13 protein-coding genes and 1 tRNA gene are annotated in these 14304 nt (G+C 59.9%); 6 read left to right on the top strand and 8 right to left on the bottom strand.

The annotated features are described in order from the left end of the window. Window positions 1–92: 92 nt before the first annotated feature. The gene (locus EYQ49_06815; GenBank protein ID HIG25581.1) at window positions 93–650 is read right to left on the bottom strand and encodes a hypothetical protein; all 558 of its coding nucleotides are present in this window, start codon (window positions 648–650) and stop codon (window positions 93–95) included. 46 nt (window positions 651–696) lie between these two features. Between EYQ49_06815 and EYQ49_06810 the strand changes: the two genes are divergently transcribed. Next, window positions 697–2028 carry a glycine--tRNA ligase gene (locus EYQ49_06810; GenBank protein HIG25580.1) on the top strand — a complete coding sequence of 444 codons (1332 nt, stop codon included), beginning with the start codon at window positions 697–699 and terminating at the stop codon, window positions 2026–2028. Continuing rightward, on the top strand, window positions 2025–3599 hold the full coding sequence (locus EYQ49_06805; GenBank protein ID HIG25579.1) for a pyruvate, phosphate dikinase: 1575 nt from the start codon (window positions 2025–2027) through the stop codon (window positions 3597–3599). Before EYQ49_06810 ends, EYQ49_06805 begins: the two co-directional genes overlap by 4 nt. Window positions 3600–3686: 87 nt before the next feature. On the opposite strand, the gene EYQ49_06800 is transcribed toward EYQ49_06805, so the two are convergent. Genes EYQ49_06800 through EYQ49_06785 form a run of 4 tightly spaced genes read right to left on the bottom strand, consistent with a single transcriptional unit; the run spans window position 3687 to window position 9794 of the window. Then, window positions 3687–4616 carry a 1-acyl-sn-glycerol-3-phosphate acyltransferase gene (locus EYQ49_06800; GenBank protein ID HIG25578.1) on the bottom strand — a complete coding sequence of 310 codons (930 nt, stop codon included), beginning with the start codon at window positions 4614–4616 and terminating at the stop codon, window positions 3687–3689. Further along, window positions 4613–6253, bottom strand: coding sequence for a DUF2088 domain-containing protein (locus EYQ49_06795; GenBank protein ID HIG25577.1), 1641 nt, complete (start codon window positions 6251–6253; stop codon window positions 4613–4615). Before EYQ49_06795 ends, EYQ49_06800 begins: the two co-directional genes overlap by 4 nt. Next, window positions 6250–7455, bottom strand: a complete 1206-nt coding sequence (locus tag EYQ49_06790) for a zinc-binding alcohol dehydrogenase (protein HIG25576.1) — start codon at window positions 7453–7455, stop codon at window positions 6250–6252. The genes EYQ49_06795 and EYQ49_06790 overlap by 4 nt, the downstream gene beginning before the upstream one ends. Then, entirely contained in the window at window positions 7452–9794 is a 2343-nt protein-coding gene (locus EYQ49_06785) for an HAD-IB family hydrolase (GenBank protein ID HIG25575.1), read from the bottom strand. The genes EYQ49_06790 and EYQ49_06785 overlap by 4 nt, the downstream gene beginning before the upstream one ends. A 65-nt stretch (window positions 9795–9859) precedes the next feature. Here EYQ49_06785 and EYQ49_06780 point away from each other — a divergent pair, with 65 nt between their 5' ends. Beyond that, window positions 9860–10459: a TetR/AcrR family transcriptional regulator gene (locus EYQ49_06780; GenBank protein HIG25574.1), complete on the top strand. Its 600-nt coding sequence runs from the start codon at window positions 9860–9862 to the stop codon at window positions 10457–10459. A gap of 74 nt (window positions 10460–10533) precedes the next feature. On the opposite strand, the gene EYQ49_06775 is transcribed toward EYQ49_06780, so the two are convergent. Next, window positions 10534–11613, bottom strand: coding sequence for a D-alanine--D-alanine ligase (locus tag EYQ49_06775; protein ID HIG25573.1), 1080 nt, complete (start codon window positions 11611–11613; stop codon window positions 10534–10536). A gap of 73 nt (window positions 11614–11686) precedes the next feature. Between EYQ49_06775 and murF the strand changes: the two genes are divergently transcribed. Continuing rightward, window positions 11687–12994 carry a UDP-N-acetylmuramoyl-tripeptide--D-alanyl-D-alanine ligase gene (murF, locus tag EYQ49_06770; GenBank protein ID HIG25572.1) on the top strand — a complete coding sequence of 436 codons (1308 nt, stop codon included), beginning with the start codon at window positions 11687–11689 and terminating at the stop codon, window positions 12992–12994. Window position 12995: 1 nt separating this feature from the next. On the opposite strand, the gene EYQ49_06765 is transcribed toward murF, so the two are convergent. Beyond that, window positions 12996–13328 (bottom strand): hypothetical protein, encoded by a 333-nt coding sequence (locus EYQ49_06765; GenBank protein HIG25571.1) that lies wholly within the window; start codon window positions 13326–13328, stop codon window positions 12996–12998. Window positions 13329–13389: 61 nt separating this feature from the next. On the opposite strand from EYQ49_06765, the gene EYQ49_06760 reads away from it, so the two are divergent. After that, window positions 13390–13466, top strand: a tRNA-Val gene (locus EYQ49_06760). A gap of 86 nt (window positions 13467–13552) precedes the next feature. Here EYQ49_06760 and EYQ49_06755 read toward each other — a convergent pair. Beyond that, window positions 13553–13849, bottom strand: coding sequence for a hypothetical protein (locus EYQ49_06755; GenBank protein ID HIG25570.1), 297 nt, complete (start codon window positions 13847–13849; stop codon window positions 13553–13555). A 234-nt stretch (window positions 13850–14083) separates the two neighbouring features. Here EYQ49_06755 and EYQ49_06750 point away from each other — a divergent pair. Beyond that, the coding region (locus EYQ49_06750) for a hypothetical protein (protein ID HIG25569.1) at window positions 14084–14304 on the top strand (221 nt) is incomplete at its 3' end.

The following is a 14304-nucleotide window of genomic DNA, read 5'->3' as shown; positions in this document are numbered from 1 at the left end:
AGAGCGCCGGCTCCGTAGTCGCCGGAGTTTAGACGCCGATATTTAAAGTCCGTTACATGGGGACTGTCCCCATGTAACGGACTTTTCTCACATCACGGACTTTTGCGGACAACTTGGGTGGCGCCGATGCGGTCACCGAGGCGACGGCGTGAGGTCAGCACTAAACCGATTTCCGCCAGGATTATTCCGAGGCCTATTTGGGGGATAGCGATGGCCGCTACCCAGGGGAGGGTGCGTCCGGCGGTAGCGGTGATGTCAGGGGTTTCTCCGCTTGGGTCAGCAACGACGCGTAGGCCGGTTGCTGCTTTGCCGATGCTGCGACCGGTTAGCGAGGTGAGGGCAATATGGATGATTAAAAAGGCGGCTAAAGGAACCCAAAAGGCTGGGCTGGTTGGGCTGACGTCGAAGAGCCAGAGTTGGTCTTCGAGGGCGTAGCAGGCGTTGGCTTCTTCGGTGAATTGAGCGCAAGCTTCGGGGCCGGCTTGGTTTTCGGGCCACGGGTGTTGGGTGGCGGTCAGCAGCAAGACTACGGAGGTTAAAAAGATGAGGAAAGCGATGTCGATGGTCCAGGCAAGGGCACGTCGCACTAGCCCGGCGGTTTCCTGATTGGCTGGCGAAGGGGCCGGGGTTAAATTTTTTTCTGACGTCATATCTTTAAGATTCTAGATGGGGGTGAGGCAAGATAGCCTGCCTCTTATGGAAGCAGAAGAAACTACCGCAGACCCAGAACTTTTTGACAAGATTGTCAACCTCTCGAAGCGTCGGGGGTTTGTTTTTCAATCGGCCGACATTTATGGCGGGTTCCGCTCTACCTACGATTACGGCCCGTTGGGGGTTTTGTTGCTGCGCAACGTCAAAGATCAGTGGTGGCGCTCCATGGTGCAGATGCGCCACGATGTGGTGGGTCTAGATGCTTCTATTTTGTCGCCGCCAGCGGTGTGGGAAGCGTCGGGCCATTTGGCCAACTTCACTGACCCGTTGGTGGATTGCAAAGAGTGCCGGGCCCGCCATCGTGAAGACAAACTCGACGACCCCGATACGTGTCCTTCGTGTGGGGCTAAGGGTGCGTTTACCGAAGCGCGTCAATTTAATTTGATGTTTAAAACTCAGGCCGGCCCGGTGGAGGGCAGCGGCGCTGAGGTTTATTTGCGCCCCGAAACTGCGCAGGGCATGTTTATTAACTTCGCCAACGTGTTGAACACCAGTCGCAAGAAGCCGCCGTTTGGTATTGCCCAGATCGGTAAGTCGTTTCGTAACGAGATCACCCCGGGCAACTTTGTTTTCCGTACTCGGGAGTTTGAGCAAATGGAGATGGAGTTTTTTGTGCCGCCGGAGGATTCTCCGGAGTGGTATCGCTATTGGTGCGAGCAGCGCCGCAACTGGTATTTAGATTTGGGTATTTCAGAAGATCAACTGCGGTTGCGTGAACACGAGTCTGACGAGATGAGCCACTATGCGGCTGCCACGTCGGATGTGGAGTTTTTGTTCCCCTGGGGGTGGGACGAACTCGAAGGCATCGCTAACCGTACGGATTTTGATTTAAAGTGCCATGCCGAAGCGTCGGGGGCTCGTTTGGAGTTTCATGACCCCAATAGCGGCGAACGCTATGTGCCGCATGTGATCGAACCGGCGGCCGGGGCGACCCGCACCATGATGGCTTTTTTGATGGCTGCCTATCACGAAGAAGAGGTCAATGGCGATACTCGTACCGTGTTGCGTTTGGATCACCGTTTGGCGCCTTATCAGGTGGCGGTGTTGCCTTTGTCGAAGAAGCCGGAGTTGATTGAGCCGTCACAAGAGGTACTAAACTTGGTACAGCCGCATTGGATGTGCGATTACGACCAAACGCAAGCCATCGGCCGTCGTTATCGTCGTCAAGATGAGGTGGGGACGCCGTTTTGTGTGACCATCGATTTTGACACGTTGGACGACCAAGCGGTGACGGTGCGTGAGAGGGATTCTATGGAACAAGAACGGGTGCCTATCGCTGGTTTGGTGGCGTACCTTGAATCCAAGATGAGTAAGTGACCGTTTTTTCTGTCACTACTTTGGAGGGTTTGGAAGCTCTAATTCTTGATGCCGAGGCTCAACGCAGCGCCGAGGCGCGTTGGCAAGCGGTTGCTGCTGTTTCTCCGGAGTTGGTGCGGGAGTTGTTGCATGGCGGATTTTCGTTGGCCGAAGATGCTGCGGGTGCGACGGTGGCTACCGGTATTGCCGCTAGCCCGGGGGCTGCATCGGGAGTGCTTTGTTTAACCTCCGACCGGGTCATGGATGTTGTTGATGCTGGTGGCCAGGCGCTGCTGGTGTGTTTGGAGACCAGCCCGGCCGATGAACTGGGTATGCAACTTGCTGAGGGGATTATCACTGCTCGAGGCGGAATGGCTTGCCATGCAGCAGTGGTGGCTCGGGGGTGGGGCATCCCAGCGGTGGTGGGTTTAAACGATTTAGAAATCGGTGGCGACCACATCGTGTTGGGCGGGGTGCGCATCGACGAAGGTGCCGCGGTTTCTTTGGATGGTTTCACCGGTGAAGTTTTTGCCAGGGGGGCAGAGGTCGCTGAGGTAACTGAAGCGCCGGCCCTGGCGACCTTGTTGTCGTGGGCCGATGAGGTGAGGGGTGAACGAGTGGGGGTGTTGGCCAATGCCGATACGGGCGAGGATGCTCGTCGTGCGGTGGACCATGGGGCCGAAGGCATTGGTTTGTGCCGTACCGAGCACATGTTTTTTGGTGACCGGTTAAGCCTTATTCAAAGTTTTTTGCGGGCTGATTCGCCAGATGATGAGCGCAAAGATTTAGCAGCGTTAGAAAAAGCGCAGCACGAAGATTTTGTTCCGGTGCTGGAGGCCATGGGAGAGCGCCCGGTGACGGTGAGGTTTTTGGATGCTCCGTTGCACGAGTTTTTGGGTTCGGGCGCCGGGGCGAGGGGTGCTGCTGGCCATGAGCACAATCCGATGTTGGGGATGCGAGGGGTGCGTTTGGCGGTGTTACGCCAGGATTTGTATCGCATGCAGGCTCGTGCCTTGTTGGGGGCTATTGCCGAGGTAACTGCTGGGGGCGGCCATCCGCATGTATCGATCATGATTCCGTTGGTTTCGGATCGTGCTGAGTTGATTTTGGTGCGGGATTGGATTCGTGAGGAGATCGCTTCGGCTTTGGAGCAATATGAAATTGCTCATGCTCCTCCTATTGGCACCATGATTGAAACGCCTCGAGCGGCGTTGTCGGCGGCGGAGATTGCTCGGGAGGCAGATTTCTTTTCCTTTGGCACTAACGATTTGACGCAACTGGTTTTCGGCTTTAGCCGTGATGATGTTGAAGTGCAGATGATGGGTGAGTATTTAGCAATGGGTTTGTTGGAGAGCAACCCGTTTGAGGTGTTAGACCCGGGCACCGTGGGCCCGTTGATTGCTGCGGCGACGCGGACCGCTCGGTTGGCTAAGCCGGAGATCTCTGTGGGTGTTTGTGGCGAACATGGGGGAGACCCGGCGTCTATCGTCCAGTTGGTGGCGGCCGGCGTGGATTACGTCTCGTGCTCGCCGTTTCGTGTACCGGTTGCCCGTTTAGCGGTAGCCCAAGCATTAATCCACCAAGATAGTTAACCCCAATCCTAGATCGCGGTCACGTGGGGTCAGACCCCACGTGAGCGCGAGGATTTAGAGCAGAGCGGTGTTGGGGAGGGAAGAGGGCTAGAGGTTGGGCCAGCGGCGACGGCGGGTTTGGGTTTGGCGGTCGTTTTTGCCCAGGGCCCAGATGCGTCGCCATGCGCCGGCTTGAGGGCCGGTCAGGTCAGGGGAGGTGCCGGCGTGGGCTCGTTTGCGGGCTTGCCACCAGTCGGTGGTTGCTTCGTCGGCTAAGGCGGCCACCGCGGTTTCGAGGCGTTCGGCGAAGCGGCGGGCGTTTTCACCGTCGTGGGCAATGAGCGGGTCGCCGAAGGTCACGGTGGTTGAGGAGGGTTGGGGCAAGATTCGGCCCTTGCGCAGAATGCGCCCGGTGCCTTGTATGTGGATGGGTACCACCGGCACGTCGCAGCGAATCGCTAAGTAGGCGGCACCGCCCCGGAAGGGTTGCCCCCACCCGTCGGGGCTGCGGCCGCCTTCGGGAAAGATCAGCAGGCTCCATCCATCGTCAATGAGCTCTCGGGTCATGTCGGCGGAGCGGCGGCCGACTTTGGTCCGTTCGATGGGGATAGCGCCGATGGTTAGGGCGGCAATGGTCCCCCCGATGCGAGTGCCAAAGAAGTAGTCGGCGGCCGCGCCGACCACCGTGCGGTGGCGCCAGGGGTCGGGGATGGTGGTCAACATGAGCGGCGTGTCGGCGTGGCTGTGGTGGTTGGCGGCAAAAATGACTGGGCCGTCGAGTTGTTCAAGGCGGTCTAATCCGTAAACCCGAGGGTCGGCCAAAATGGTCATGGTGGGCCGCATGACGCCTTCTACGAGGGCGGCTCGGGTGAGGCGGGCGGGGTAGCGGCGGGCCCAACTGGTATCAAAATCGCTGCCAAGGCGTGGGCGTTGAGGCGCCGGGGTTACGCCGTTGGGGGTAGGGGCCGACCGGTAGGGAAACCCAGAACGGGCTACCAAAGCACGGGCGCGCCCCAAAGAGCGGGTGATCGGGCTCACGTTACGTCCGACATGAAGATGGGTGGGTTTTTCACGTGGGTGATGGTGGCTTGTGGCCCTACTACATCGCTGGCCATTTCGAGGGCGTCTTGCAGCGTGCTGGCTGACTGAAAGCCCATGCGTTGCACCGCTGCTGGGTCGCCGCCTACCACGATGACTCGCCCCAGGTGTTGCAGGGCGTGGCTGCCCCAGTACCACATGTAGAAGGGGTGCACCCCGTGATAGGCGTAGGAGTTGCGGTACAGGTGAATGTACCACTCGTCTTCGGCGTATTTCTTTTCGTATTTGCGCTCGATTTCGATGGGGTCGGTGGTGTCGGCCAACACTTCTTCGAAGAAATCGATGTAGCTGGGGTGGTGCACGGGGTGGAATTCCCAGGGGGTGGGGTGGCTCATGATGAGCACGCCGCCTTCACGTACCAGTGGTTTACCGCGGTACATGTTGAAGAAGTAGCCCAGCCCGAGGCACATGACCAAAATGGGGTTCATAATGGAGTTGACGTTGTAGGGGCAAATGTAAGGCAGGCCCATGGTCAAAATATCGGTTTGGCCTTCTACGGCGACCGATTGTTGTTTGAACACGTTGGCGGTGGTTATTTCGTGTACTGCTTCGACCTCGCCGGCTTGGATAGAAGTCATTTCGTAGGGTGCTTGCCAGGAGCTAAAGATTTTGCGGCGGGCTTTGCTGGGCAAGACCTCTAACCCTTTTTGCATGGCGATGAACGAGGCCCGGTCTTTGGCGTTCCATTCCCATTCTCGTTTTTGCAGTACGGAGAGTGGCCCGGTGCGCCCGAAGGTGTTGTTGTTGATGGTGGTTTCGATCTGGAAGATTTTGACCCCGGCGTCGCGTATGACTTCGCCCATGCGCCAGTTTGAGGCGTGTAGGGCCGAGTTTTTTTGATCCATGAAGGAGGTGGAGTTGCGCATGGTGTGCACGTTGTGGTGGTGGCGCAGGCTGGTGTAGCCGGAGAGCCCGGTGGCCGTGCTTTTGTGTCCGCCATCCATGGAGACAATGTTGATGTTGACGTAGACGACAAGGTCGCTTTCGGCGGCTCGGCGGCTGAATTGTACGTCTTCGCCGTGGGGGGTTTCGCCCAGTACTACCATGCCGTCGGGGTCTTCGGCGTCGTGGTTGTAGAGGCGCCCGGAGGGGGCAAAGGCATCGTAGACCCGGTCGCCTACGGCGTGGCGTAGTTCGTCTTCGGTCATGCGGCGGTGTATGGCGAGGGCGGCGATGAGGTGCACGTCGTCTACGCCGGCTTGGGCGGCGAGGTCGAGTACGGCTTCGATAATGCGTTGGCGAATGTCGGGGCGCCGCATGGGGGGCAGCGGTAACGAGACGTCGTCAAAGGCAATGGTCAACTTCATGTCGGGGCGCAACAGGGCGGCTAATGGTTCAGAGTCGCCGATGGGGTTGGCCAGGGCATGACGAATGGCCCCTTCGGGGTCGGCGAGGCCTTCGAGTGGTTCGGGTGGGTAAATGACCCGTGACCGGCCGGCGGGGAGTTTTTCTAGCTTGAATTGGTCGCCGTGGTGAAACAAGATGGGCGGGCTGGTGCGGTCTACGTCAAGGACGAAACCGGGCCGGGGGGCCAAATGTTTGTTGGAAGTTTTGTAAGGGTCGGCGTTGCTATTCATAGTTGGTCACGTTCCTTTTCAGAGCGAAGGTCGAAAGCGATTTTTACGGCACCGCGGCGTCCAGCACCGGCGGCGTGTTCAAGGGCATCTTGGTAACGGTTGAGGGGGTACACCGCAGACACCAGTTGCCCGAGGTCGGCGGTAGACACCAAGTCGGCGGCCAGGTCGAAGGTGCGTACGGGGGTGCCGTCGGCGGCGGTTTCGGTGCCGTAGGTGTAGGCGCCGATGAGTTGTATTTCTCGGTGCCAGAGGGGGGTGAGTTCAAGGCTGACTTGGCTAGGCATGCCGACCAGCACGATGCGTCCGCCGGGCCGGGTGATGGCCAGCCCGTCGGTGATGCTTTCGCTGGAGCCCACGCAGTCCACTACGGCGTCAACGCCGCCGCTGAGTCGGTCTACTGCTCCGTCGTCGGTGCTGCGACTGATGGCTCGACTGCCGGTGTGGCGGCGAGCAGCGCGGCGTATTTCTTGTGGGGCGACCACGTGGTCGGCGCCGAGCTCGGCGGCCAGTCGGCGCTGGTGGGGGTAGCGGGCGGTGGCTAAAATGGTTAACTCAGGGTTTTGGGCTCGCAAGGCGGCGATGGTTACCAGGCCGAGGGTGCCGGCTCCTAAGACGGCGATGGTGGCGGCGCCTTGGGCTTTGAGGGCGGCGTGTACCCCGCAGGCGGTCGGTTCAATCATCACGGCTTCTTCGTCGCTGAGGGCGTCGGCTACCGGGTGGAGTTGGCTGGGGTGGGCGGCGAAGGCGGTGGCCCACCCACCGCCGGTGTCGTGGCAGGAGCCGGTTTGAATGCCGGGTTCGAGGTTGCCGAAGGTGGTGTGTTGGCAGTTGCCGAGGTGGCCGGCGGCGCATGAGGGGCAGGTGGGGTCAAGGTTGCGGCTTACGCAGCCTAAGACGGGTTCGAGCACTACTCGGGTGCCGTCGGTGAGGTCGCCGACTACTTCGTGACCGGGTACGAAGGGAAACGAAACGAGGGGTTCGAAGTAGCGGGCGGAGCGGCCGTCGATGGTGGCCAGGTCGGAGCCGCAGATACCAGATAGCCGGGGCCGTACCTGTACCCAGTCAGGGCCGGGCATTTCGGGTGCCTCAAGGTTGGTGAGGCGCAGCGGTCCCACGGTGCCGCCTCGTCCGGGGGTAAAAGAGCCAGCGATGCGGGCTGCGGCGTAGCGGGGGAGATTACGTTTGAACTGGAGTGCTTTCATCGCCAAGACTCCAGGGGGCCGCGTGCAGTGGGGCTATGTGGGGGAGCTAAAGGAAGTATTCGTCGGTGCATGCCGGGTGACTTTTGAAAGTCTTCGATGAGCCAGCCGCGTTTGCGAGCAATGCTGGCCAAGCGGGTTTCGGGGTTGACTGCTACGGGAAAACCGACTGCTTCCAACATGGGAAGGTCGCTGGCTGAGTCGGCGTAGGCAATGGATTCTCGAAGGTCTAAGTCGTGTTCTTGGGCGTAGTCGGCGAGCGCTTGGTAGCGGGCTTCGCCGGTGGGGGGAACCGCGGTGAGTTCTCCGTTGTAGGTGCCGTTGCTTTGCCCAAGTTTGGCGCACACGATGTCGTCGAAGAGTGGCTTGAGAGGTTCAACAATGAAGTCCAAGGCGCCGGTAATCAGGAGGGTGCGATGGCCGAGGGCACGGTGTTGGCGTACGCGACGCAGGCCGGCGGGGAATGATTTGGCCAAGATGAGTTCGCTAAATTGTTCGGCGCTGTCTTCGGATATTTGGTCGATGGGGGCACCGTCGTAGCGGCGGTAGAAATAGCGCAAGAAGTCGCTGCGGTCGCGTTTATCTAGGGCCAGCAGGGTAGGGGCTTCCATCATGGTTTTGAGTACGAAGCGCAGGCGGTCGCGTCCGGAGAGGCGGCGGCTGGCCATCCAGGAGTAAGAGGCCACCACGTTGGAGGCAATGAGGGTGTTTTCAAGGTCGAAGGCGGCGAGGTGGCGGTCGGGGGACAGTATTTGTTTGCGTAGGCGTTGGGGTCGGGTTTCTCCGCCTCGGGCGGGGGGTTTCATGGGTACCCGGCCGGCTTTAACTACTGATGGCAGGTGAATGTTGGGTACGTAATAGTCCCAGTCCACCACTCGGGGGTCAAAGCAGAAGGCGGCTTGGTCGGCTGCGTCGAGGTCGTCCCACATAGCCAGGAGGCGATCGAGGCCGTAGAGGGCTTCGCATTCGGCGTAGGCGCCGTAGAGGTCGACGTAACCGGTGGCTCGTTCTACCAGTTCGCTTTTTTCGGCCAGGCGGGCGCCGAATTCGGCTTGGCGGCCGCGTACCGGTAGGGAGCCGACGATTTTTTCGGCTCGGGTGAGCATGGTGCTGGCCCGTTCGAGTTGTTTTTTGACGCGGCCGCGCCCGGGGAATGACCATTCGGGTACGGAGATGGGTTGGCCGTGTTCGTCGTAGATGGGGTTTTCGGTGAACCAGGCTCGCACCATGTCGACGAGGTGGCCGTAGCTCAGGGGGTTTTGGCTGCCGGAGGCTACTTGCACGATGTCGGGCCATTGTTGGGGGCCACGGGCCGCGACGGAACAAATGGCGGCGACTACGTAGTCCACGGGGATGACGTCGATGATGCCTTCGGGTACGCCGGGGAATTCTTTTAGCAGGCCCCGGGCGTAGGAGATGATCACTGGTTCGGCCATGCGGAAGCCGCGTATCCACCCGGGGGATGGTTCGGCGACTGCTGATTCGATAATGGCGGGGCGCACGATGCTGAGGGGAATCTCGCCTACTGATTCGGCCAAGGCGATTTCGCCGAGGGCTTTGGTGTAGGCGTAGGCGTCGGGGAAGCCCAGTGAACTGGCTCGGGATATGCCGGCGGTGGCCATGTAGTCGTTGATCCAACGGGTGCGGAGTTGTTCGGTTTTGTCGGCCAGGGCGGGAGTACCGGCGGCGCCGAGTTCGTTGGCGGCTTTGCTTTGGAATTCGGCGAGTTGGTCGGGGGTGCGGCTTTGGGATTCCACGTCGAGACGTATGCGTCGGGCGCTGGCTACTTCGGTGCGCCAGTCGACGTTGACGTAGAAGGGGCTTTCGTTTACGGGTTCTTCGGGGGCGGCGCCGCGTCGGCTGCCTGCTACATAACAAGTGGAGACGGCCACCATGTGGGGGGTGACTTTGAGTTCGGCCAGGGTTTGGGCGATGCGTACTGGGCCCAGCAGGTTAATTTCGACAGCTTGGTCGAGAGGAGAATCGAAACTTACCGAGGCGGCAGAGTGGATGAAAATGTCGCAGGAGGCGAGGGCGGAGCGTCCTTCATCATCAAGCATGAGGCCGTCGACGCTGACGTCGCCGCCAATGGCGGTGATGCGACGGGCGGCCATTTCGGCAAATTCTTCTTTGCCGAGGTCTTTGCGCAAACGGTCGAAGGCATCGTTGCGCAAGATGTCTCGGTCGACGCGGCGTTGGGCGCCGCGGCGGCCGGGGCGTACGAGGAGCACCAGTTCGCAGTCGGGGGCGGAGCGCAAAAGGCGTTCGACGAGGGCGGTGCCTAAAAACCCGGTGCTGCCGGTGATGGCGATGCGTTTACCGGCTAAAGACTGGGGAATCATGCCTTATGTCTATCAGAAAATAGCAAGACTTACCAATTGGTACATAAATGGGTTAGGTTGTGCGCATGGCTCCAAGAGGCGAAACCAAAGAACGGATACTCCAAGCGGCGCTGGAATCGTTCGGCACGGTGGGCTATGACGGCACGTCGTTAGACGACCTGGCAGTAGGCCTCGGCATACGCAAACAAACCATTCTTTATCATTTCGTGTCTAAGCGAAATCTCTTGTCGGCGGTGGTTGACCATAGTGCGGGCTACCTCACTGAAGCTCTTGAGCAGGTTTTGTCGTCTAAAGCGTCGGACGCTGACCGTATTGAAGAGTTGGTGCGCTCGGTGTTTCGGGTGGCTCTTGAGCAACCTCTGCTCCTTGGTTTGCTTCGCGAGGTGAGTCGCCCGGGTTCGCCGGCGGCGCCACGTTTGCGCTCCATGATGGTGCCGCTAATGGACCGTGCTGTGGCTTGGATGGAAACTGAAATGGCCGCTGGTCGTATGCGCCGCACCGACGCCCAGTTGGTGTTGTTGAGTGCTTATTCCACCGTGGTGGGCTTGGCCACCGAGATTGAGGTGCTTCGAGCGGCCGGTATAGAACGTGCGCTCCGCCCGGTTGCCCTTCGCCGCCGTGAGCTCCTGCGTTTCCTCCGGGCTTCACTCATTCCAGCCAAGTAACAGCCTCCCACAATTCAAAAAACGCAGTCACGTAGGCTCTGACCCCACGTGACTGCGACGAAGGGTTGACTTGGCTAGCGGGCGGTGTTGTGGCGTTGGGTGGCGTGGCGTTCGAGGGCGAGGTCTACCAGGCGGTCGATGAGACCGGGGTAACTCAGCCCGGCGTTGAGCCATAAGCGGGGGTACATAGAAATCGGGGTGAACCCGGGGATGGTGTTGACCTCGTTGAGAATGACTCGCCCATCGTCGGCCACAAAAAAGTCCACCCGGGCCATGCCGGCGCACCGCAAGGCCAAATAAGCCTGGGCGGCCGTGGTTTGTAACTCGACAACAAGTTCGGGGTCTAGGTCGGGGTCCAACACGAGGTCGGCTCCGTCGGCGTATTTGTCGTCGTAGTCGTAAAACTCGGCTCCGGGGCAAATCTCACCGGGGCCAGAAACCTGTGGCCGGCGGTTACCCAGCACGGCTAATTCAATTTCTCGACCCACGATGGCTTCTTCAACAAGAATCCATTGGTCGTAAGTGGCGGCCGTGGCCAGCGCAGATTGCAAGGTCAAAGCGTCGGTGGCCCGAGACACCCCAATGGATGACCCCATGTTGGCGGGTTTCACAAAAACCACCGGGCCCAGGTCGGCCAACAGTGAGGCCAGTAATGCTTGAGCGGCTTCGCTCCCTGCTGTGGGCAAATCGTCGGCGTGGAGACTGCGGTGGCGGGCTTGACCGATGCCGTGGTGGGCCAAAATGTCTTTGGCGGCCAGTTTGTCCATGGCGAGCGCCGAGCCCAACACGCCGCTGCCGATGTAAGGCACGCCGGCTATTTCTAGCAATCCTTGCATGGTGCCGTCTTCGCCCAAGGGGCCATGCAGCAGGGGGAACACCACCACGGGCCCGGCGGCGGCCAGTTTGCGTAACTCGGGGAGAGGGTCCCAGGTGGGGCCACTGGGGTCTAAGGCCTCGGGCAGGTCGTCGGCGGCTAAGGCTTCAGCGGCGGCGGTGGCCAGCGACCAATGGCCGTCACGGTTAATGCCTACCGGTATTACGTCGTATTTTTCTGCATCGACGGCAGCCAAAACGTGGCGCGCCGATACGCAAGAAACATCGTGTTCGGCGCTGCGGCCGCCAAAGAGCACCACTAGTCGTTGTCGATCAGTCATAAAAACATCGTAGAGGTCTGGAGGGCGATGCGGGTGGCACCACTTGAGGGCTTCGGCCTGTGAGAATAGCGCCATGGAATTTTCGTTAGCCCAGGTGGCTGAAATAACTGGCGGGGTGTTGTGCGGCGACAACGTGAACCTCAACGTGAAGCTAGATGGGGCTACCCAAGATTCGCGCCGCATCACCCCAGCATGTTTGTTTGTGCCTTTACGAGCCGAACGTGACGGGCACGATTTTATTAGTGCTGCTTTAGCTGCCGGGGCGGCGGGTTTTCTGACCGAGCAAGAATCCACGTTGGGCCCGTCGGTGCTGGTGCCTGACACGGCGTCGGCGTTACAGGCGCTGGGAGCAGCGTCCCGCACGTCAATTACGGCCCCGGTGGTGGGGGTTACCGGGTCGGTCGGTAAAACCTCGGTCAAAGATCTTACCTCAGCGGTGCTGAACCAAAAAGGCCCTGTTCATGCCAGCCCGCGGTCATTCAACAACGAAATAGGGGTGCCGCTAACTCTTTTGAACACTCCAGAAGAAGCCACCGCCGTGGTGGCCGAAATGGGGGCCCGTCACCCGGGCGACATCAGCAACCTCTGCGCCATGGTGCGCCCCGATGTAGGGGTTATTACCACCATCGGTATGGCCCACACCGGGGTGTTTGGTTCGCTTGAAGCGGTGGCCCAAGCCAAAGGGGAGATTATTGTGGGCCTTCCGGCGACTGGTTGTGCGGTGCTTAACGCTGATGTGCCGGCGGTGATGGCCCAAGCGGACCGCACAAGAGCCCACGTGTTGACCTTTGGCCAAGCGGGCGAGGTGCGGGCCCGTGAGGTGCGGGTGGGCGCCGACTTGCGGCCTTCTTTTTTGTTGGAGTCTCCGTGGGGACGCATTGAGGTCCGTTTAGCGGCCCGAGGAGCGCACATGGTGAACAATGCGTTGGCGGCCGCCGCCGTGGGTTTGGTGTTGGAGGTTTCTCTTGATCAAGTAGCGGCCGGTTTGGCACAAGCCGAGCTTTCGCCTTCTCGCATGCAGGTGGGCACGGCTGCCAAGGGTTTTGTGGTTATTGATGATGCTTATAACGCCAACCCGCTGTCGGTGGGGGCGGCTTTAGAAGCTTTGGCGACGGTGGAGGCAACAGGCCGCCGGGTGGCCGTGTTGGGTTTGATGGCCGAGTTAGGCGACGATGCTCCGTTTGCTCATCAACAAATGGCGCAAAAAGCTGCCGCCCTCGGCGTGGAGTTGCTCACGGTGGGCACCGACCTTTACGGCCCTCCCCCTGAAACAGATATTGACGCAGCGCTTAAAAACTTGGGCCCCGGTGACGTAGTGCTGGTAAAAGGCTCGCTGGTGGCCGGGCTACAAGCCTTAGCGAGTCGGTTGTTGGCGGGCTAGTTCAGTCTCCGTCGACGGGCATTTCTCGGGGGCGTAGCGGGGTGTTGGATTGGTTCCAGGTGTGTAAATCGGCGGCGTCGCAGGCCGGGCACAGAAACACCACTTCCATGGCTTGGATAGAAAGCTGCGTGCCGCGTGATTTTTCTACAATGGACCGGGCGGCTTGGCGTAGGTCGGTGGCGTCACAGGTGGGGCAGGTGGGGGTGCGGTCCCGTACCCAAGACAGGTCACACAAACCGCAGGTGACGGTGATGGTTTCTTGGCCGGGTTCGCCTTTGATGACCCCGTCAAGGTTTTCGTTTTCGCCACAGTTGGGGCAAGTAATAAGCGACATAGTAAAGAACGTTAGCGGCCGGTGGGCACAGAGATGCCCGGCGGTAGCCTGCCTCCCTCATGGACCGTTAGCTCAGTTGGCTAGAGCGCTCGCCTCACACGCGAGAGGTCACTGGTTCGAGTCCAGTACGGTCCACCAAAAACCTCAAGGCAACCTTGGGGTGAACACAGAGGCAGGTTCGCCGCCCGGTGTATGAGCACGTAGAGCGAGACAGGTAGCCCTGCTTAAGAAGGCGTTTTTTGTCTGGCCTCAGTGGCGAGTACCGTGCCGGCAAGAACCACCACTAGCCACAATGCAGTCACGTTCCAAACATTTTGGGCGGTTGACATGCCTTCACCGGGGTGTTGAAGGTGGAAGACAGCGTGCGGCAGGGAGAAGGCCAAATAACCAATGGTGGCGATGATCGTCATGTCGCGGCGAAGGTACAGCCCTGCTATCAGTACTAGCAGCCCGGTGGCCAGCAGCCCAGAACCGGTGTCGGCCGCAAGATGTTCGTTAAAGGGTGGCAGCGCCGATACCACCCTTGGAGACCAACCAGGGAAGTTTTGGAACCAATCCGCAGGAGAGAGTATGGCCCAAAGTCCTGACAGGATGTTTTGCACCCCAAGGCCGATCAAGACCAACCGTTTCCAGGTCGGTGACATGTCGCGTTCTCCTCTTGTTTTTGAGCGGTTCCTTTTAATCCCGCTGCAGTTACAAAGTATTTTATTTGCTGCTGATTAGCAAATAACAAACCGGTCGGCCACACTATCCAGATGAACGAAACAGTTTCTGGCCACATTATTCGCCGCAGCACCAGCGAGTCCACCCCGTGGTGGCCCGAACCCACCTTGCCACCTACCGGTACCCCCAACGTGGTGGTGGTGTTGCTCGACGATACCGGCTTCGCCCATCTCGGTTGCTACGGCGGGCTGGTCGACACACCCAACTACGACCGCCTGGCCGAGCGGGGCCTTCGCTATACGAACTTCCACAC

The organism is Acidimicrobiia bacterium, from assembly GCA_012959995.1.
Classification (GTDB): domain Bacteria; phylum Actinomycetota; class Acidimicrobiia; order Acidimicrobiales; family MedAcidi-G1; genus MedAcidi-G2B.
Note: the sequence above shows the minus strand (reverse complement) of the source record. Positions and strands in the feature narration are given on the sequence as shown.

What these genes read in the sequence shown, in the direction of transcription:
- EYQ49_06815 (HIG25581.1), bottom strand. Translation starts at nt 650, where the DNA reads ATGACGTCAGAAAAAAATTTAACCCCGGCCCCTTCGCCAGCCAATCAG.
- EYQ49_06810 (HIG25580.1), top strand. Translation starts at nt 697, where the DNA reads ATGGAAGCAGAAGAAACTACCGCAGACCCAGAACTTTTTGACAAGATT.
- EYQ49_06795 (HIG25577.1), bottom strand. Translation starts at nt 6,253, where the DNA reads ATGAATAGCAACGCCGACCCTTACAAAACTTCCAACAAACATTTGGCC.
- EYQ49_06790 (HIG25576.1), bottom strand. Translation starts at nt 7,455, where the DNA reads ATGAAAGCACTCCAGTTCAAACGTAATCTCCCCCGCTACGCCGCAGCC.
- EYQ49_06785 (HIG25575.1), bottom strand. Translation starts at nt 9,794, where the DNA reads ATGATTCCCCAGTCTTTAGCCGGTAAACGCATCGCCATCACCGGCAGC.
- EYQ49_06780 (HIG25574.1), top strand. Translation starts at nt 9,860, where the DNA reads ATGGCTCCAAGAGGCGAAACCAAAGAACGGATACTCCAAGCGGCGCTG.
- EYQ49_06775 (HIG25573.1), bottom strand. Translation starts at nt 11,613, where the DNA reads ATGACTGATCGACAACGACTAGTGGTGCTCTTTGGCGGCCGCAGCGCC.
- murF (HIG25572.1), top strand. Translation starts at nt 11,687, where the DNA reads ATGGAATTTTCGTTAGCCCAGGTGGCTGAAATAACTGGCGGGGTGTTG.
- EYQ49_06765 (HIG25571.1), bottom strand. Translation starts at nt 13,328, where the DNA reads ATGTCGCTTATTACTTGCCCCAACTGTGGCGAAAACGAAAACCTTGAC.